Below are 19,930 nucleotides of genomic sequence, written 5' to 3' on the forward strand. Positions count from 1 at the left end.
TAAAGAGAAAAACTTTACACTATTGGTAGAACCTATTTTAGGAGGGAAAAAATGAGAACATCTAATCCAATGTTGAAAAAAGAGGCATTCCGTAAAGAGGGAGCAAATGCTTCTGCGATGACTATTGGCGGAACAGTAGGCAAAACGTTCATTATGCTTATCTTACTACTTGCAACGTCTGTCTATTCATACATACAGATGGTAGAGGGTACGATGAAAATGCCAGTATTAATTGGTGCATTAGTAATCGCAGCAATTATTGCATTTGCATCTATCTTCTTCCCGCGAATGGCACCAATTGGGGCGCCAATCTATGCAGCGGTAGAAGGGGTTGTACTAGGAAGTATTTCAGCGATTTATACAATGAAATTTGGCGATGCTATCGTTTTAAACGCTGTATTACTAACAATTTCAATTTTATTTGCAATGTTAGTTTTATATGCGACGCGCGTTGTAAAGGTAACAGATAAATTCCGTACGGGTGTAATGGCTGCAACAATGGGGATTCTGGTTATGTATTTGATCGTATTCTTATTAAATATGTTCGGTGTAACTGTACCATATATTCACCAAGGTGGAACTATTGGTATTATCATTAGTGCGGTTGTTATTGTAGTTGCTTCATTAAACTTATTACTAGATTTCGATTTAATCGAAAGTGGTGCGCGTAGCCAAGCTCCAAAATATATGGAGTGGTACAGTGCAATGGGTCTCATGATGACTCTAGTATGGTTATACTTAGAAATTCTTCGTTTCGTTTCTTACTTTACGAAAAATGACTAGTAAAAAATCCTGCATGAAAAATGCAGGATTTTTATATTTTCAAAGATAAATTAAAAAGGGGGATTGATAACTCGAACTGAAGGGGATGGAATATGCTGAAAGGGAAAAGGGCTTATGATAAAACTATTTTCTAAAAGTTTTTCATAGAACTAGATGAAGCTTGAACGTATCCATCATAGGAAGTCATTACTTCAGTGATTGAATTATGTGTAGCTGAATGCAATGAGTAACTAAAATTTGAGAGTAAAGTTAAACCAATTACTTTCTACTTAGAAAACGAAATATAGTATACTGCGATAAAGATAGCTAACGGAGGCTATTATATATCTTGTAGTGAAGTATAATATTTTTGAAACCTTACATGTTTAAAATGTGTAAGGTTTCTTTTTTGTATTTATAAAATAGAAAATCAACATTTTTATATACAAACATACCCTTTTGCACTTTTTACCCTTTGCACATTTTTCTTTACAATAAAGAAAAACATGTGAGGTGGTATAACTTATGATGAATCGAGTTGTATTAATCGGTAGATTGACAAAGGAGCCAGAATTATACTACACAAAACAAGGAGTCGCTTATGCACGAATATGTATTGCGGTGAATAGAGGTTTTCGAAATAGTTTGGGTGAACAACAAGTAGATTTTATTAATTGTGTCGTATGGCGAAGGTCGGCTGAGAATGTAACTGAATATTGTACGAAGGGGTCACTTGTTGGGATTACCGGACGTATTCATACGAGTAATTACGATGATGAGCAAGGAAAGAGAATATATAGAACGGAAGTCGTGATTGAGAGTATTACCTTTTTGGAGAGAAGGCGGGAGGGGGCATCGCAATAAAATAAGGCTTTAAATAATAGGTTCGATAGAATTCTATGAAAGTATTTTGATAAAACTTAAAGGAATGGATAAAAAATATAGATTTATTTTTTATCCATTTTTATTAGGGGTTGTTTTGTAATGTTTCCAAGCTTGAAAGTTGCGGAAAACCTGCACGACTCCACAACCATAATGGTGTATGGACATCGATAGGGGAGATGTTACTATTAGTCAATACAGTCTCCCATATTTTAGATACAGTTTGTCGATCTGAAGTACTTCCATTTAATACGTCTGAAGAACATAGTCCTAACTTTACTGTAGCTTTCAATATATGTGTATCTGGGGCTATTGTAATAAGTTCACGAGAATTCCAGGCGACATTTGCATAACTCTCTAAGACATATAACCAGTAATTGAAGATTTTTGGTCCGGAAAGATAGGGGAAATCGGATTTACGTGTGCCTTGCATAATATTCTTTAAGGAAGAAATATCAAATCGCACCGATTCTAGAAGACCTTGTACATTTCCTTTTTTTGAAGATTGTACTATCCCATTAGCTACACGTCTCCAAATCTCTGGATGACGGTTAGGTTGTAATCCTACACGGTGAAAAAGTAATGAGCTACGGAGGGTATTTATGTCGCTATTTGCTACATCGTGTAGATTGAAAATCCACTTTGTTTCTTCATCTTGATACGCCTTTACAACTGCTTTCCACAAAGTATAGGAATTTCGTTGATAATTCAAGGCCATAGTTAGTGTTAAAACATCCATTAATTCATCTTCCGGAATAACACCAATCAAAACGTCTTCAGGCATTGTTTCTCCACCAATAAGCCCTTCAGAGTGCATTTTCATCAATGTTCTTATATTTTTAAAAAGTTCTTCTTTTTTCATGGAATATCCTCCAAAGCTTCTTCTACTTATAAAGTTTTCTATAAACTAAATTGCCAATTAAATAGTTGACTCTTTTTAAGTACGACAAAGAAAACAAATAACCTGCTTAAAAAGAAAAGATAGTCGTAAAATAAAGCATCCGAGTAGGAGTATAGAGTGATAACATGTTACAATACACCTAAGAACACGCAATAAAGGAGAGTTTTTTACGTGAAGATTAAAGCAATTGAACCGACGCCAAGTCCAAATACAATGAAAGTTATTTTGAATGAAGTATTACCATCAGGAGCGCGTAATAATTATACAAATGAAAATAAAGAACAAGCACCGATGCAAGTGCAAGAGATTTTGAAAATTGAAGGTATTAAAGGTGTATATCATGTTGCAGACTTTTTAGCAGTGGAGCGTAATGCGAAGTATGACTGGAAAGTTTTATTACAACAAGTTCGTGCCGTTTTCGGGGAAGAAATAGTAGGAGAAAGCGAAGAACAACAACTGTCTCATTTTGGAGAAGTGAAAGTGTTTATTCAAATGTTCTTTACTATCCCAATGCAAGTGAAGTTAACAGATGGAACATCGGAAGAACGTGTTGGTTTACCAGATCGATTTAAAGAAGCAATTATGAAAGTGCAAATGTCTGCACCGAACGTTGTGAAAGAGCGTAAATGGGTAGAGCAAAGTACACGTTACGGTAACTTTGAAGAAATCGGAAAAGAAGTTGTAGAAGAAATCGTTGCTGCTTATTCAGAAGAACGTGTAAATGAAACGGTTAAAGAATTATTAAATCAGGCAGGAGCAGTTGAAGTAACGATTCAAAAGCGTGAGCCATATAAAGTAACAGAAGAGATGATGAAAGACTCTGACTGGAAAAACCGTTTTGCAGCATTAGAGCAAATGGATCCTACTGAAGAAGATATTCCGGTATTGAAATTGGCGTTAGATGATGAGAAAGTATCTATTCGCCGCTTAGCGACAGCTTATTTAGGCATGGTAAAAGGTGATGAAGCATTGCCGTTATTATATAAAGCGTTACTAGACCGTTCAGTAAGTGTTCGTCGTACTGCGGGAGATTGTTTATCAGACGTAGGTGATCCAGCAGCAATGTTCGTTATGATTAAATCTCTGAAAGATTCAAGTAAATTAGTACGCTGGCGTGCAGCAATGTTCTTATTTGAACTAGGTGACGAAAGTGCAATTCCAGCACTAAAAGCAGCGCAAGATGACCCAGAGTTTGAAGTAGCAATGCAAGCCCGTCTTGCGTTAGAGCGTATTGAAGGCGGCGAAGAAGCGAAAGGTTCAGTATGGAAACAAATGACGGAGTCTCGTAAAGGGGAATAATGTATGATTGTTTTCTATGATAGTTGGTGTCTGATGTGTACGGCGGTTGCAGAACGTACGAAAAAATTAGATAAAAAGGGAAAGATGAAATTTGTTTCATTTCGAGATGAAGATGTAGTCTCGAAGTATGAGCTTTCTCAAGAACTACAAAGTAAGATGGAACAAAGATTGTATATTTTAAAAAATAATAAATGGTATGACGGAATCCATAGCATACATGTATTAGCAAAGGCTGTTCCGTCTTATTGGTTTGCCGTTCCTTTTATAAAGCTATCTATCGTACTTGGATTTGGAAGTAAAGTATACGATTATATCGCTAACAATAGAAAACTCGTCCCAGTTGGACATTGCCGTGAAGGGGTTTGTGAAATCCCTTCAAAAAAATGAAATCGTCACTATCTTTCTTTTGCACCTATTAATAGAGCGTGATATGATGAATTTGGAATGAAAGTTGAAGGAGAGATTACACGATGTCAAATGCTTATGAAGAATACATGCGTCAAATGGTAATTCCAATGCGCCAAGAATTAGTGCGTTCTGGATTTGAAGAATTAACTACAGAAGAAGCTGTTACAGAATTTATGGAGAATGCATCAGGTACAACTTTAGTAGTTGTAAACTCAGTTTGTGGTTGTGCAGCTGGTTTAGCACGTCCATCAGCAGGTCAAGCGGTTGTTCGTGCTGAAAAACAACCTGATCATCTTGTAACTGTATTTGCAGGTCAAGATAAAGATGCTACTGCAAAAATGCGTGAATACTTCGGAGAAATTCCTCCATCTTCACCATCTATGGCATTATTAAAAGGGAAAGAAGTTGTTCACTTCATTCACCGTCATGAAATTGAAGGTGCAACTATGGACGAAATTATTACGAACTTAGAACAAGCTTTCGAAAAGAATTGCTAAAGAAGGGGGAGAGTAAATCTCCCTCTTTTCTTTATATAGAGGTGAAATAATGATAGTAACAACAGCAGGAAGAACAAACAAAGAAATGACAGATTATGCAAACAAGGTAGCAGCAGAGTTAAATGTTTCATTCGTTAAACGTAATGACATACCAGTACATAAACTGCATGAACAGTATGAACAAGATGTGCTTGTTGTAGGGAAGAATCGATTAGCTATTTATCCGAAAGGAACGGAAGAGTCGTTTTTCTTTCATCCGAACTCAGCGATGTTTCGTGTGAAAAGATTAATGCGCGGAGAACACGATCCGTTTGTACAAGCTGCTAAATTAGAGAGTGGAATGACAGTGTTAGATTGTACGCTCGGTATGGCATCAGATAGTATTGTAGCTAGTTATGTTGTTGGTGAAGGTGGAACAGTAACAGGGCTTGAAGGTAATGAATATATGGCTTATATTATGAAAAATGGTTTGCAAACATGGTCTTCATCCGTTTCTGAAATTGATGAAGCAATGCAAAGAATCGATGTAAAGCAAACGGAGCATTACGCATTTTTAAAACAATGTGAAGATAATAGTTATGATGTTGTTTACCTGGATCCAATGTTTGAAGAAACTGTCATAGAATCAGATGGGATAAAAGGATTAAAACACTTCGCTTTGTATCATGATATAACTGACGAAACAATTGCGGAAGCGAAGCGTGTGGCGAGTAAACGTGTCGTTCTGAAAGATCATTTCCGTAGTTCTAGATTTGAAAAACACAATTTTTACGTATACAAAAGAAAAAGTGCAAAGTTTCACTTTGGTGTAATTGACCCTTGCTAATTGTTTGAAAAGATGTATAATAAGCAATAATTAATTAAATATATTGTCTGTGATGAAGAGAGTAGTCTTTTTTAGAAGGAAAGCGAGCTAGGGATGGTGTGAGCCTAGTGCGGAAGAAAAAGATGAAGCGCACTTCGGAGACGCTTCTTGAACGAATAGTAGAGTAAGCCGAGGCCCCCTGTCCTCGTTATAAACGGGAAAGTGGTTCGTATTGAACAACAAGGGTGGTACCACGGGTTAAAACTCGTCTCTTTATTAGAGACGAGTTTTTTGTGTTTAAAAAAATAAGGAGGTTGTAGTATGGATTATAAAACGAAGTTTGCGGAAAGTTTATCCAATATTTTTACGGATGAATTAGCGCAAAAGCAAATTTTAGATTTAATTGAAACACCGAAACAAGATGAATTTGGAGATGCAGCGTTCCCATGCTTTTCACTAGCGAAGCAATATAAAAAATCACCGGCTATTATCGCAAAGGAAATTGCAGAGAAATTAAATGATCCGTTCTTTATGAAAGTAGAGGCCGTTGGTCCGTATGTAAATGTATTTTTTAATCGTGAAACTGTAAGTGATGATGTATTAAAAAAGGTTTTAGCGGAGAAAGAAGAGTACGGTCAAAACCACTTTGGATGTGAAAAAACGGTAGTTATCGATTATTCTTCGCCTAATATCGCGAAACCTTTTTCAATGGGGCATTTACGTTCTACAATGATTGGTAATTCATTAAAGCATATCGCCGAAAAATGTGGATATGAAGTTGTAGGAATTAATTATATTGGTGATTGGGGAACACAGTTTGGAAAGTTAATTACCGCATATAAAAAATGGGGAAATGAAGAAGTAGTTAAAGAGGATCCAATACGTGAATTATTTAAACTATATGTTCAGTTTCATGTAGAGGTAAAAGAAGACGAAGAACTAGAAAAAGAGGGTCGTGCTTGGTTTAAGAAACTAGAAGAAGGTGATGAAGAAGCAGTCGAGCTTTGGAATTGGTTCCGTCACGAATCTTTAAAAGAGTTTTCTCGTATTTATGAACTTCTCGGTGTAGAATTTACTAATTTTCAAGGAGAAGCTTTTTATAATAACTTAATGGAAGATTTTATTGGGATTTTAGAGGAACATGAATTACTTGAAGAGTCAGAAGGCGCATTAGTCGTTAATTTAGAAGAAGAAGGTATGCCACCTTGCTTAATTAGAAAATCAGATGGTGCGACAATTTACGCAACACGCGATTTAACAGCAGCATTATATCGTCAAAGCACATATGGATTTGATAAAGCGTTATATGTAGTTGGCCCGGAACAAAGCTTGCATTTCAATCAATTTTTCACTGTATTAAAAAAGGTTGGCTACACTTGGGTTGATGGTATGGAACATGTACCGTTTGGATTCATATTAAAAGACGGTAAGAAAATGTCGACGCGTAAAGGAAGAGTTATTTTACTTGAAGAAGTACTTGAAGAAGCGATCGAACTGGCAAAACAAAATATTGAAGAGAAAAATCCAAACTTAAAACAAAAAGAAGAAGTAGCAAAGCAGGTCGGTGTTGGGGCAATCATATTCCATGATTTAAAAAATGAGCGTATGCATAATATCGAATTTTCATTAGAAAATATGCTGAAATTTGAAGGGGAAACAGGTCCGTATGTACAGTACACACATGCACGTGCTTGCTCTATTTTAAGAAAAGAAAGTGTGGAATTTGAAACATGTACGTTTGCATTAAAAGATGATTATAGCTGGAGCGTCGTAAAATTACTAAACAAATTCCCGCAAGTAATTGAAGCAGCATGTAACAAAAATGAGCCATCCATTATTTCAAAATACGTATTAGATGTAGCACAATCGTTCAATAAATATTATGGAAATGTGCGTATATTGGAAGAGAGTGAAGAAAAGGATAGTAGACTGGCATTAGTGTATGCTGTGACGGTTGTATTAAAAGAAGGATTACGATTACTTGGGGTGGGTGCTCCTGAGGAGATGTGAAATAGTAGTAAACTGACAAACCGGGTCTAGTATGAACCTGGTTTGTTTTTTTATTGATATATAATTTTTTTGCAAAATCAATTAAAATCTATTTAGAGAGGGTGATTCATATTGATTCGAACTTTTATCTTACAAATTCCTTGTCATAGAAAATCTAAAAGAAGTTTCCTTAAACTACAAAAGTACATACCTTTATGTACGCGTTGTACGGGCATGCTTATTGGTATTTTACTGTTTCCAATTTATTTTTACATAACACCTTCATTTCCTATGGCAATCATACTATCAATTTGCGCTCAAATTCCGTTACTTATTGATGGATTCACCCAAAAATGGAAATGGAGAAGCAGCACAAATTTGCTAAGAGTAACTACCGGTATATTAAGCGGTAATGGGATGGGATTACTCATTTCATCTAGCATTATATGGATTCTTTCTTAAAGCGTATATTAATGGAGGTAGCTACTTAGATGTTCTGGATCTATTTAATTCTAATTTGCATTTCAGGAGGAAGTGGAATTGGTTTTATCATGCACGAGAAATATACAGAAGCAATAATAGCTTTTGGTATGTGCACATTGTTTATTGGCGTGCTATATTATTATCTTAAAAGAAGCAAAAAAAGAAGAAATTTCGACTGCGGCGATTTAGATTGTACTGATTGTTTAGATTGTGATTGTAATGATTAAGCTTCTATTGATCTATCTTTCTTCAAAGTAAAAAGGGTTAGTGTATTTTTAACGATGCACTAGCCCTTTTTGCTTTAGAATTTTGCTATTTATGATTAACTGGCTTAAATATTCCACACAAGTGTAGGAATATGTCTTCTATAAATAGAATTTTATTTTTGTGTTGTATATAAAGGGGGAATAGACATTGGAAACGTACGATTGGAATAGTAAACTGATATATTTAAAAAACACGAGAGACTTATATTACAATGACGATTATTTAAGTTTTTTAGTAAATACAGTTTGGCAGATCTCTGGGCCAGTACATATTGTTGATTACGGTTGTGGATACGGCTATTTAGGCCTAGTATTGTTGCCTTTACTTCCAAAGGGCTCAAAGTATACAGGTATTGATAGCGGGGAAACATTAATAGCTGAAGCAAGAGAGTTATTTCGTTCACTTCCATATGAATCAGAATTTATTGAAGGAGATGCTACAGAAATTGAATTAAAAAATAAATACGATATAGCAATCTGTCATGCTTTCTTATTACATATGAACTCACCAAAAAAGATGCTAGAAAAAATGATACAGTCAATTAAGGATGGTGGTAAAATAATCTGTTTTGAACCACATTGGATTTCAAATATGTCTTCATACGTGTTAGATGGAGAGAGCCAATCGAAAATTATCCAGCTAGGCATTTTACAGAAATTATTTGAAAGTGACACGCAGAGAAGTGGTAAAGATGGCAATATCGGCATGAAAATACCGATGTATTTAAGTGAATTAGGTGTGAAAAATATTGAGTGTAGAGTGAGCGATAAAGTGAATTTTTTAGACTCTAATATACATCACAAAGATAAAAACGATTTGTATCATTCGTTAAAAGAAGAGGGAATAGCGGGCAATCCAGGAGATAAACAGCAATTTATAGAACGTTTAATGGCCAGGGAATTAACATATGATGATGCGCTAGCTCAATATGAAGCTGAACTACGATTTTTTAAAGCATTTCATCTACATTCTTCTTTAGTATATACTCCGAATATGAAAATTACATATGGTGAAATAGTATGTTAAAAGGTAGCGCTTTATTGAGGATTGCTACCTTTAATATATGGAACCATGAGAGTCTTTGGTTTGAAAGGTTAGAAGCTATTTGTGAGGAGATTCGAAGCATTTCTCCGCATATTCTTGCTCTACAGGAAGTTAGAAGTTCTGTTAATTTGAAATCAAAGGAAAATGTGGCCCAGTATATAGCGAATCAAACTGGATATCCGTTTTGTATATTTAAAGAGTACCCTGATTCTCCAGATGAAGGACTAGCTTTTTTTAGTAAAATTCCTATTATAGCTGAAGAAGCAATTTGGGAAACTGATATAGAGGAATCAAATTATTGTGCCATTCGAATCACATTTAAATATAAAGATTGGAAGTTCGGAGTTACGAATGTTCATTTAAATTGGAAATCTAGTAGGATAAGACAAGAACAAATGAACACTGTGAATAATTGGATTGAAAACAGAGCCAGTAATTATGAATTATTATGTGGCGATTTTAATGATGATCCATATTCAATGGTGCATCAATACTTAATTCGGAAGCATTGGATAGATGTAGCTCAGTTTAAAGAAATCGAAGAGAACATGATAGCTCAACCAACTTTAGATTATAGAGAGAATCTGAATTTAAAAGGCTATGTAAAGCAAGAAAAAAGATACGATTGGATCATGATACAAGAAAATGCCGCATTTGAATTTCCTACGATTGAAAACGTATCTATATTTGGGGATTCGGTACTAACTTCAACTGGTGTGTTTCCTAGTGATCATTACGGTGTTTTTGCAGATTTGGAATTTGATAAGTGAAAATAATGTCGTTTAATGTTGGTAAGTCGATATTCGACATATAATCGCTGATATATTTTGAAAATCGCCGATATAATTTTATATATAGAGTTCACCTTTTGAAAGATAAGAGCTACATGTTACGTTATTTCATAAAATCAAACAAAATACAGAGAAAAACAAACATTTTTACTATATTCTGTTATGGATTAGAATAATATTAAATAATACCACTCATTATAAGAGATTATAGTTGAATACCTACAATATGATGTGTAAAATCTAAGCAAGTAGCAGTATAAATATAAATTCGAGGTGAATGCATGCTAGATTTTAAGCAGTTAGAAGCTTGTTTGAAAGACAAGAGATTTGTAGATGGATTACAGGAAATAAATAAAGAAATTTCATATATAAAAGAAACGAATACTATATCTTATGTGAAAAAGTGGCTTGCTAATATTCCTTCACATGAGGAGTTTGATATATTAATTCGCCTTACTGATGAAGGGCTTATGCACCAATACAGTTCATTCCTCATTCGCTACGCTTATAAAAAATTCCCAAATATGAGAACGCTCTCTTTATATTGTGACGAGTTAATTGATGAGCGGAAAATTCTTGAAGCAGAACAGTTGTTAAAAGATTCTTTAGAAGAGAGTAATAAAGAAAAAATAGATGTCGATTTTTTAGCGAAAACATACTTTACGTTAGTACGATGTCTGTTAGAAATGAAACGAAATGAAGAAGCGCTAATCTATATGCAAAAAGCAGAGGAGTACAGTACACGTGCGGTTTTTGATAAATGGGGCTACGTCTATATGCATACAGGTGAGTGGGAGAAAGCAGAGGAACAATTTATAGCCGGCATGCAGCATAAAGATTGTGAAGAGTTATCTACCTATTTATTATCACAGTTATATGCGAATAAAGGGGAACAGAAACGTGCATTACAGCTAATTGATGATGCGATTGTAAAGTTCCCGCAAGTACCATATTTTCACTTTGAAAAGGTGAAGTATTTATTAGATTTAGGGCAATATGAAGAGATGTTAGCGGTAATAGATAATATTAATCGTCAGCTTCCTTATCATGCTTATGAGGCTTACTTTATTCATTTACGTGCAGAAGCGCTGTATAAAATGAATAAACTTGTAAACTTACAGGAGTTATTAAAAGAAGAAAAAAGTTTAAAAGAATCCTTGTATCATAATTTAGAAAAAAATCGAGATGGAAAAAAGGTTCACCTGCCGATAGTTCCTATTGTACAAAAGGATAATTATTGTGTTCCGACAAGCTTAGAAATGATGTTGCAAATTTGGGGAGAGAAACGTACACAAGACGAAATTGCAGAGTTTATTTTTGATATGACAGGTTCAAAGTTTTCGGATACTGTTTCGTATTTAGAAGGATTAGGTTATGAATATCGTTATTTCAAAGGGAATGAGGAAAACTATAAGAGACTGCTTGACCGAGGAATTCCCGTTTTATTAAGTATAGATATTGAGCATGCTTCGCATGTGCAAGTACTATCTGGATATGATGATACGTTACAAGCTTTTTATGTTCAAGATCCAAACTTTATAGAACCAGTTCTTGTGGAATATAGTAAATTGCAAGAGAAATATCGTTATACAGGTTGTTTGGCAATCACGTTTGTTCCGAAAGAAAAGAAGGAACAACTATCGTTTTTAAGTGAAGAAGAAAATCAGTATTTTAAATCCATTTTTTCTCTTACAGATCATTTAGATGAACACGATAAAGAGGGGGTTAGTCATTTAGTACACTTTTTAAAAGAGACGAGTGATAATCCGAATACGTGGTTATATACGATTAAACATCTAGATGTTGAAGTAGATAAAGAGTTTATTCTTAATTGTATAGAAAAGTTAACGGAAAAGTTTCCGAACTCGGATTTTGTTAAATTACATGGTGCCCAGTGCTTTATCCGTCTTCAAGAAATGGAGAAAGCTGGGCAAATGCTGACAAGTGTTGAGAAGAAAAATAATCGTGCTTTGTATCATTTGATAAATGGAAGATATGCATTTGAACAAGAAAATTATATAGAAGCAATTTCAAGTTTTCGTTCGTCGTTACAATTGGACGCAGATCAGCCGATTGCTTGGAGTTTTCTCGCTTTATCCTATATGTATATCGATAAATGTGAAAATGCGTTGCAGTTTTCTCAAGTTGCTTTAGAGCGTAGTCCTGAAAGATTCACGTTAACGAATCACGGTTTAATATTAATCGATTTAGAAAGATATGAAGAAGCATATGACATCTTTAATGATTTGTTAAAAGAGTATAAAAGTGAGGCGCATGTATGGTATGAGCGAGCGAGATGTGCACATCAATTAGGGAAGTTACATTTAGCGATAAAAGGGCTTAAAGTAGCGATTCATTTGGATAGTAATGCACCTTACATTTATACGAAACTTTCGGAAATATACGAATCAGATTTGAAGGATGACAAAAGTACGAAAGAAATTTTATTAAAAGGTATTGAGAATTGTGATGATAAAGCATCTCTTTACGTAAGGTTAGGTGACTATCATTTTCAGAATGATAGTTTAGAAGAAGCAGAAGTATTGTATGAGCGTGCTTTAGAAGAAAATGATGAAGATGTTTATTCTCATTTCGGAATTACGCAAGTGTATATGGCAAAAGAGCAATATAAAGAAGCGAAACAATATATTCTCGGTATCGAAAAACAAATTGAAAAGAGTCAAGATTTCCTTATGAATGCTGGGATGGTTTTATGGGATGCAGAAATCGAACTGGGCGGGAATGAGGAAGAACTAAAATTAGCATTGGTTAAATTAGAGAGTGGTATAAAGCAGGGAGATTATAGTGTAGCAAGTGCATTAGATGAATATGTAAATCGAATTAAAGGAACTGTGTTTGTACAACGAGGTATAGCTTTTTTAAGAACGTTACAAAAAGAAAGAAATGAAGTAAGTGAATACGGTTGTTATATAGGTATTTTATATGAATCTATTGGACAGTACGGCCAAGCAATGAAAAGATATAATAAGGCAATAGAACAAAAGAAAACGGCATTACCTTATTACCGAATTGGCGAAACACTTATGGCATTAGGGCAATTGACAGAAGCAAAACAAGCGTATGAAACATGTTTAGAGCTTGATGGGAATTTCGTAGGTGTACATTTACAGCTTGCAGAAATATATGAAAAAGAAGAAAATCATTCAAAGGAACAAAGTCATATGGTTCAGGCGATGAAAGAGGAACCATTGCATATAAATATGGAATACTTGGCGCAGCTTTCAGTAAAAGTAGAATTACAGGAAGAGTTGCTAGCGGAATTAGAACGGTTAGCTGGAGAAGTACCTGAAATATGGCGATTAGATGCGATCGCATATGTGTATGGAGCAATGAATGAAATAGATAAGGAAAAAGAACAAATTGAGCAAGCGATACAATTAGATGGGGAACATACGGAAGTTCTATATCATTATGCGAATGTATTGGTGAAAAAAAGAGATGCAAAAGCAATGGAAGTTGCAATGAAAGTCATGCGACAAGATATAGGTAATGAACGTATTTTTGATGTTTATGTGAAAGCAGTAGAACAACATCAGAAATTGTCTAACATACGTGATTTTTTGCATACATTGAAAGTGAAAAAAGCAGAAAGAAGTGCGGCATTTATGTATGCAGCAGCTGCGGTTACTGAAATGTGGATTGAACGCCAGCAAAATGAACAACCGAAAAAGTCTATATTTACGAGAGCGTTTTATCGTATGAAAAACCGTGCGAAAGAAATTTCAATGATAACAATAATCATTGAATTATATGAAATTTCGTTAAAGTTAAATCCGAAAAATAGTATGGCAGCGCAGCGATTTGCACAATTTTACGAGAATGCAGCGATGAATAAAGAAGCGATAGAAGTTTTGGAAACATCGTTAGAAAATAAATGGGATTATGATGTAGCGAAGCAACTAGTAAATCTTTTTATCGAGTGTGAAGAACAAGATAGATTGCAAGATGCTTTGGAACTAACGAAGCAAATGGTTCGAGAGTTACCAGATGACTATGATACTCTTTTTTTACAAGCACATGTTTTCTTTGAAGCCGGAGAAGAAAGAAAAGCAGAAAAGATTTATTTACAATTAACGGAGAAAACACCGTTTGTAAATAGAGGATTCCTTGCTTTAGGGGAAATGTATGAAAGTCAAGAGAGATTTGAAGAGGCAATTCACTTATTAGAAGGCGCTTCTATACATCATCCAAACGATACGGCAATTCTTCTTTCTTTAGCATCTTCATATCATGGGGCTGGACAAACGATAAAGGCAGAAAAAATAACAAGTGAAGTATTAACTATGGATGCTACAGACTTGTTAGCAAGATATGATCACGCTTGTTACTTAGCTCAATTAAACAGACATGAAGAGGCTAAACAAGAGCTTGAAATTGTAATTCGGGAAGATGGAACTGGATTTTTTGCGGAGCTTATCGAGAAAGATGAGGATTTAGCAGGAATACGAGAACTTGAGAAGTAACTGTATAGGAATGGTTAAGCAAGGATATAATTAAATATATATTTCGAATTAGTTGACAATTGATTGCCAAATGGCATAGAATAGCTTTTAACAAAGTATACAAATCTGAAGACGAGAACGAGTAAAATAATGAACTGTTCCCCAGAGAACCGGTGTATAGCTGAAAGCCGGTGTTCAGGCGTTATTTGAAAATCATCTCCGAGGAGCCGAGGCTGAACATAAGTAAGCTCGGACGGATGTCTACCGTTACAAAGAACACGTATGATAGTACGTTGCTAAGTGCTATTAGTGAATAGCTAATAGAATTAGGGTGGTATCGCGGGTAAACCCGTCCCTACTTTATAGGGACGGGTTTTTTGTGTGCTTTAAAACATTCAAAAGGAGTGATTGTAGATGAAGAAAGTAGATGTAAAAGAGTCAGCTGTAGGGAGAGAAACACGTATTCGTAAACAGTGGAACGAGCAAAGCATTTTCGAGCAATCAATTCAGAATCGAGAAGGCGCACAATCTTTTGTGTTTTATGAAGGGCCACCAACGGCGAATGGATTACCGCATGTAGGTCATGCACTTGGACGAACAATTAAAGATGTAGTAGCAAGATATAAAACGATGGCAGGCTATAAAGTATTAAGAAAAGCGGGCTGGGATACACATGGTTTACCTGTAGAATTAGGTGTTGAGAAACAACTCGGTATTTCGGGTAAACATGAAATTGAAGAGTACGGCATTGAACCGTTTATTCAAAAGTGTAAAGAGAGTGTATTTACTTATGAGAAGCAGTGGCGTGAATTCACTGAAAGTATCGGTTATTGGGTAGATATGGATGATCCATACGTTACGTTAGAAAATCCCTATATCGAAAGTGTATGGCATATTTTAGGGACGATTCATGAAAAAGGATTATTGTATAAAGGGCATAGAGTTTCACCATACTGCCCAAGCTGTCAAACATCTCTTAGTTCACATGAGGTTGCACAAGGGTATAAAACAGTAAAAGATTTAAGCGCAACAGTTAAGTTTAAAGTGAAAGATAGTGAAAATGAGTATTTCTTAGGTTGGACAACAACACCTTGGACGCTTCCAGCAAATGTGGCGCTCGCTGTACATCCGAATATGGAATATGTTAAAGCAAAACAAGAAGGTCATGTATACATTGTTGCGAAAGAACGTGTACAAGATGTATTAAAAGAAGACTATGAAGTATTATCTGTTCATAAAGGTGAAGAATTAGTAAACACATCGTATACAGCACCATTTCCGATGAAAGAAGTTACAAATGGCTACCGCGTTATCGGAGCAGATTTCGTAACGGCAGATAGTGGTACAGGACTTGTTCATATCGCTCCAGCATATGGCGAGGACGATTATAAAGTTGTTCAAAGTGAAGGATTGTCATTCTTACATGTTGTAGATGAAAAAGGTGAGTATACGGAAGCAGTACCGTTTTTGAAAGGTAAGTTTGTAAAAGATTGTGACGTTGATATCGTTCGTTATTTGGCAAAGGAAGGGTTACTATATCATAAAGAAAAGTATGAACATAGCTATCCACATTGCTGGCGCTGTGATTCACCGTTACTGTATTATGCAGGAGAGAGTTGGTTAATCCGAACAACTGCAATTAAAGATACATTTTTACAAAATAATGATTCTGTCACTTGGTATCCAGATCATATGAAACATGGAAGATTCGGTAAGTTTTTAGAAAATATGGTGGACTGGAATATTAGCCGAAATAGATATTGGGGAACACCATTAAACGTATGGGAATGTGAAAGCTGCGATCATCAATTTGCGCCAAAAAGTATTGCTGAATTAAGAAAACATAGCACGAAAGAAACGCCTGAAGATTTAGAATTGCACAAGCCATATGTAGATGAAGTGCAAGTTTGCTGCGAAAAATGCGGAAGTACAATGAATCGTACACCTGAAGTAATTGATGTTTGGTTTGATAGTGGTTCCATGCCGTTTGCACAATATCATTACCCATTTGAAAATAAAGAGTTATTTGAAGAACAGTTTCCAGCGGATGTTATTGCAGAAGGCATTGATCAAACGCGCGGCTGGTTTTATAGTTTATTAGCAGTGTCAGCACTATATACAGGAAAAGTGCCTTATAAGCGAGTGTTATCACTAGGGCATGTTCTAGACGAAGAAGGACAAAAGATGTCTAAAAGTAAAGGCAATGCACTAGATCCTGTTGATTTAGTAGAGAAGTTTGGTGCGGATGCGCTACGGTGGGCTTTACTCGTTGATAGTGCTCCATGGAATGCGAAACGTTTTTCTGAAAGAACAGTACTGGAAGCCAAATCTAAATTTGTAGATACGTTAGTCAATGTGTATAGCTTCTACGTTTTATATGCAAATTTAGATGGTTATAATCCGAACGAAATGTATGACGTAAAGCGGACGAAATTAGATGAATGGGTATTGTCAAGATTGCATAGCACAACGAAAAAGGTAAGAACGGCACTGGATGATTACCAGTTTACAAATGCAGCTCGTGAAATCGCGGCGCTTGTAGATGAAGTGAGTAATTGGTATGTAAGGCGTTCACGTACTCGTTTTTGGGAATCTGGTATGAATGCTGAGAAAGCAGCTGCGTATGACACACTTCATGAAGTGCTTGTAACAGTTAGTAAATTAATTGCACCATTTACACCATTTGTCGCTGAAGATATTCATTTGAATTTAGAAGGCAGAAGCGTTCATTTAGAAGATTATCCAGTTGTAAATGAATCACTTATTCAGCCGAAATTAGAAGCGGAAATGGATGCTGTTTTACAAGTTGTTGAACTTGGAAGAAGTAACCGTAATCAGCATTCTTTAAAAGTAAAACAGCCGTTAGCAGAACTTGTATTACTTGAGCATAAAGAGAATGATATCGATTGGGAATCTTATCGTGATATCGTAATGGATGAGCTAAATGTAAAAGTATTCCATGTGGAACTCGATGAAACGAAGTATACATCCTATCAATTAAAGCTGAATTTTAAAACAGCTGGGCCGAAGTTCGGTAAAAATGTGAATGCAGTAAATGGCTGGTTAAAACAATTGTCACAAGAAGAAGTACAGCGCTTTGTCTCAACTGAAAAAGCGGTATATCAAGCTACGTCAGGGGAAGAAGTAGTTGTAACAGCTGAAGATGTATTGGTTGAGAAAGTTGCAAAATCAGGCTTCTCTAATACGACTAACGGGCAATATACGGTTATGTTAGATACGAATGTAACGGAAGAATTGTTACAAGAAGGGGTAGCACGTGAATTTATTCGCGCCGTTCAAGAATATCGTAAGCAGTTGAATTTACCGGTTAATTTACGTGTGGATGTTATTCTTGATACAGAGCAAGAACTACAAAAAACGTTAACGAATCATAAAGGTTTGTTGGAAGAAAACTTACTCGTTAAGCAATTTACATTTGATCGCTTAACGAATGAAGACGATGAACTATCTTTAGGTGAGACGAAAGTTCGCATTAAATTAAACGCGGCAAATTAAAGAAAAAGGAAGTTGGAATCATTCCAACTTCCTTTTTGTATGGTTAGGAAAGAAATATATTTCTACAGTATTTTGCTCCTTTTACACATAAATATTGAGAAAATTCCACTCCCCCTAAATGTAAAGGTAATAGATTTGCTCGTATAGAATTACTCGTAGATTCACTTTATTTCGTTACTTATGGACAGTAATAGCCTTATAGGAATGGGGTAAAGGTTTCAATTTATTAGGGGGAGTGGTTTCATGTTTAATAAAAAAATGGTGGCAATGGCAATGACTGTACCATTAGTAATGGGGACAATTTCTACTGTTTCGGCATTGGAAAAACAACAAGTAAAGCTAGAAGCATATTCACCGCAAAAGAAAGCAATTGAATATTTGAAAGGACATGCTACGGAATATGGATTAAAGCCAGACCTTTCAGATTTACAATATATTTCTACAACGGATACGTCAGTAGCTTCATATGTTCGATTCCAACAAGTAGTTAACGGTGCTCCTGTATTTTCAAAACAAATAACAGTTACTATTAATGGACAGGGGCAAGGAGTACTTGCTGTGTCTGATTACCAGCCTGTTCAAAATGTGAAGGAAATAACGAAAAAGATTAGTGAAAAAGATGCAGAACAAAAATCAATGGCGTATGTTGGAGGGGAAAGTGAGCAAAACTTATGGGCTCCTACAGAGAAAGAATTCGGATATATTGTTGAAGATGGAGTCGCTATTCCAGTATATAAAGTTGTAGTCCATTCTAATAATCCATTCGGTGCATGGGAAACATTTGTTGATGCGGAAAATGGAAAGTTAATTAAAAAAGTTGATATAAACCGAAAAGTAGAAGGAACTGGAAAAGTATTTTTACCTAATCCTGTCGTATCAAGTGGTAGTCTGGCAGGGTTAAAGGATAATAAAGATGCAGATTCAACGGCTTTAACGAATCAATTGAAAACAGTTACTTTAAAAGGTTTAGATGGTACAGGGTTTTTAATTGGAGAGTATGTAACAATTTCTTCAAAATCGAAGACAAAATCTACAAATTTACAATTTAACTATACACGCGCGAATGATAGCTTTGAAGATGTTATGTCATATTATCATATTGATACATTACAACGTTACATTCAAGGGCTAGGATTCAAAAATATTAACAATCGTTCCATTAAAGTGAATGTAAATGGTACAACAGATGATAATTCATTCTATTCTCCATCAACGAAAGCTTTAACTTTCGGTACTGGCGGAGTGGATGATGCAGAAGATGCGGGTATTATTGCACATGAATATGGACATTCAATTCAAGATAATCAAGTACCTGGATTCGGTAGTTCACCAGAAGGTGGAGCGATGGGAGAAGGGTTTGGTGACTTCTTAGGTGCTACTTATGAAGATGCAGTGTCGACTACAGGGTACGGAAAAGCATGTGTTGGAGAATGGGATGCGACTGCATATTCTAGTTCAGATCCAACGTGCTTACGCCGATTAGATAATAATAAAGTGTATCCGAAAGATATTACGAATGAAGTACATGATGATGGGGAAATTTGGGCACAAGGCCAATACGAAATGGCACAAGCTTTTGGCCGTGATGTAGCAACAAAAATTATTTTACAATCACATTGGTCATTAACACCAAATGCGAAATTCCGTGATGGTGCGAAGGCAATTAAGCAAGCGGATGCTCTTTTATATGGCGGACAACATGCCGCTGATATCGATCGTATTTGGGCAGCAAGAGGAATTAGTACGAATTAAAATAAAAAAGTCGTGGTATTTTATAAGCCACGACTTTTTTATTTTTCTAAGAACTGGTATGAGTAAATTAG

Annotated in this window: 15 protein-coding genes, 1 pseudogene and 2 other annotated features; of the genes and pseudogenes, 15 read left to right on the forward strand and 1 reads right to left on the reverse strand. The window is 35.4% G+C overall.

Annotated elements, in window-relative coordinates; translation table 11 throughout:
* The first annotated feature begins 51 nt into the window (after positions 1-51).
* From COE49_RS10785 to COE49_RS10790, 3 genes and pseudogenes are all read left to right on the forward strand, one after another.
* Positions 52-783: a Bax inhibitor-1/YccA family protein gene (locus tag COE49_RS10785; protein ID WP_098252937.1), complete on the forward strand. Its 732-nt coding sequence runs from the start codon at positions 52-54 to the stop codon at positions 781-783.
* Positions 784-897: 114 nt separating this feature from the next.
* Positions 898-1,070 (forward strand): annotated as a pseudogene (locus COE49_RS28475) (DUF4318 domain-containing protein).
* A gap of 217 nt (positions 1,071-1,287) precedes the next feature.
* Positions 1,288-1,626: a single-stranded DNA-binding protein gene (locus COE49_RS10790; protein ID WP_098252936.1), complete on the forward strand. Its 339-nt coding sequence runs from the start codon at positions 1,288-1,290 to the stop codon at positions 1,624-1,626.
* 103 nt (positions 1,627-1,729) lie between these two features.
* On the opposite strand, the gene COE49_RS10795 is transcribed toward COE49_RS10790, so the two are convergent.
* The gene (locus COE49_RS10795) at positions 1,730-2,506 is read right to left on the reverse strand and encodes a hypothetical protein (RefSeq protein ID WP_088230420.1); all 777 of its coding nucleotides are present in this window, start codon (positions 2,504-2,506) and stop codon (positions 1,730-1,732) included.
* Positions 2,507-2,716: 210 nt separating this feature from the next.
* Between COE49_RS10795 and COE49_RS10800 the strand changes: the two genes are divergently transcribed.
* The 12 genes from COE49_RS10800 to COE49_RS10855 all read left to right on the forward strand — a co-directional run bounded on the left by COE49_RS10800 (position 2,717) and on the right by COE49_RS10855 (position 19,859).
* On the forward strand, positions 2,717-3,844 hold the full coding sequence (locus COE49_RS10800) for a conserved virulence factor C family protein (RefSeq protein ID WP_088230419.1): 1,128 nt from the start codon (positions 2,717-2,719) through the stop codon (positions 3,842-3,844).
* A gap of 3 nt (positions 3,845-3,847) precedes the next feature.
* Complete coding sequence (locus COE49_RS10805) at positions 3,848-4,231, forward strand: thiol-disulfide oxidoreductase DCC family protein (RefSeq protein ID WP_088230418.1); 384 nt, start codon at positions 3,848-3,850, stop codon at positions 4,229-4,231.
* 83 nt (positions 4,232-4,314) lie between these two features.
* Positions 4,315-4,749 (forward strand): BrxA/BrxB family bacilliredoxin, encoded by a 435-nt coding sequence (locus COE49_RS10810; protein ID WP_000063703.1) that lies wholly within the window; start codon positions 4,315-4,317, stop codon positions 4,747-4,749.
* A 49-nt stretch (positions 4,750-4,798) separates the two neighbouring features.
* Entirely contained in the window at positions 4,799-5,575 is a 777-nt protein-coding gene (locus COE49_RS10815; RefSeq protein WP_088230417.1) for a class I SAM-dependent methyltransferase, read from the forward strand.
* A gap of 40 nt (positions 5,576-5,615) precedes the next feature.
* Positions 5,616-5,830: a binding site (T-box leader), on the forward strand.
* A gap of 45 nt (positions 5,831-5,875) precedes the next feature.
* On the forward strand, positions 5,876-7,564 hold the full coding sequence (gene argS / locus COE49_RS10820; RefSeq protein WP_088230416.1) for an arginine--tRNA ligase: 1,689 nt from the start codon (positions 5,876-5,878) through the stop codon (positions 7,562-7,564).
* 111 nt (positions 7,565-7,675) lie between these two features.
* Positions 7,676-8,005: a DUF2085 domain-containing protein gene (locus COE49_RS10825; protein WP_088230415.1), complete on the forward strand. Its 330-nt coding sequence runs from the start codon at positions 7,676-7,678 to the stop codon at positions 8,003-8,005.
* Between the two features lie 29 nt (positions 8,006-8,034).
* Entirely contained in the window at positions 8,035-8,253 is a 219-nt protein-coding gene (locus COE49_RS10830) for a hypothetical protein (RefSeq protein WP_088230414.1), read from the forward strand.
* 187 nt (positions 8,254-8,440) lie between these two features.
* Positions 8,441-9,319 (forward strand): class I SAM-dependent methyltransferase, encoded by an 879-nt coding sequence (locus COE49_RS10835; protein ID WP_088230413.1) that lies wholly within the window; start codon positions 8,441-8,443, stop codon positions 9,317-9,319.
* Positions 9,313-10,107, forward strand: coding sequence for an endonuclease/exonuclease/phosphatase family protein (locus tag COE49_RS10840; RefSeq protein WP_098252934.1), 795 nt, complete (start codon positions 9,313-9,315; stop codon positions 10,105-10,107). The genes COE49_RS10835 and COE49_RS10840 overlap by 7 nt, the downstream gene beginning before the upstream one ends.
* Before the next feature lie 302 nt (positions 10,108-10,409).
* Positions 10,410-14,612 carry a bacteriocin-processing peptidase family protein gene (locus COE49_RS10845; RefSeq protein WP_088230411.1) on the forward strand — a complete coding sequence of 1,401 codons (4,203 nt, stop codon included), beginning with the start codon at positions 10,410-10,412 and terminating at the stop codon, positions 14,610-14,612.
* Positions 14,613-14,711: 99 nt separating this feature from the next.
* Positions 14,712-14,951 (forward strand) — a binding site (T-box leader).
* Between the two features lie 54 nt (positions 14,952-15,005).
* Positions 15,006-18,107, forward strand: a complete 3,102-nt coding sequence (gene ileS, locus COE49_RS10850; protein WP_088230410.1) for an isoleucine--tRNA ligase — start codon at positions 15,006-15,008, stop codon at positions 18,105-18,107.
* Between the two features lie 243 nt (positions 18,108-18,350).
* Entirely contained in the window at positions 18,351-19,859 is a 1,509-nt protein-coding gene (locus tag COE49_RS10855) for a M36 family metallopeptidase (protein WP_088230409.1), read from the forward strand.
* Positions 19,860-19,930: the final 71 nt, after the last annotated feature.

It is taken from the genome of Bacillus sp. AFS029637, from assembly GCF_002584985.1.
Lineage (GTDB): Bacteria > Bacillota > Bacilli > Bacillales > Bacillaceae_G > Bacillus_A.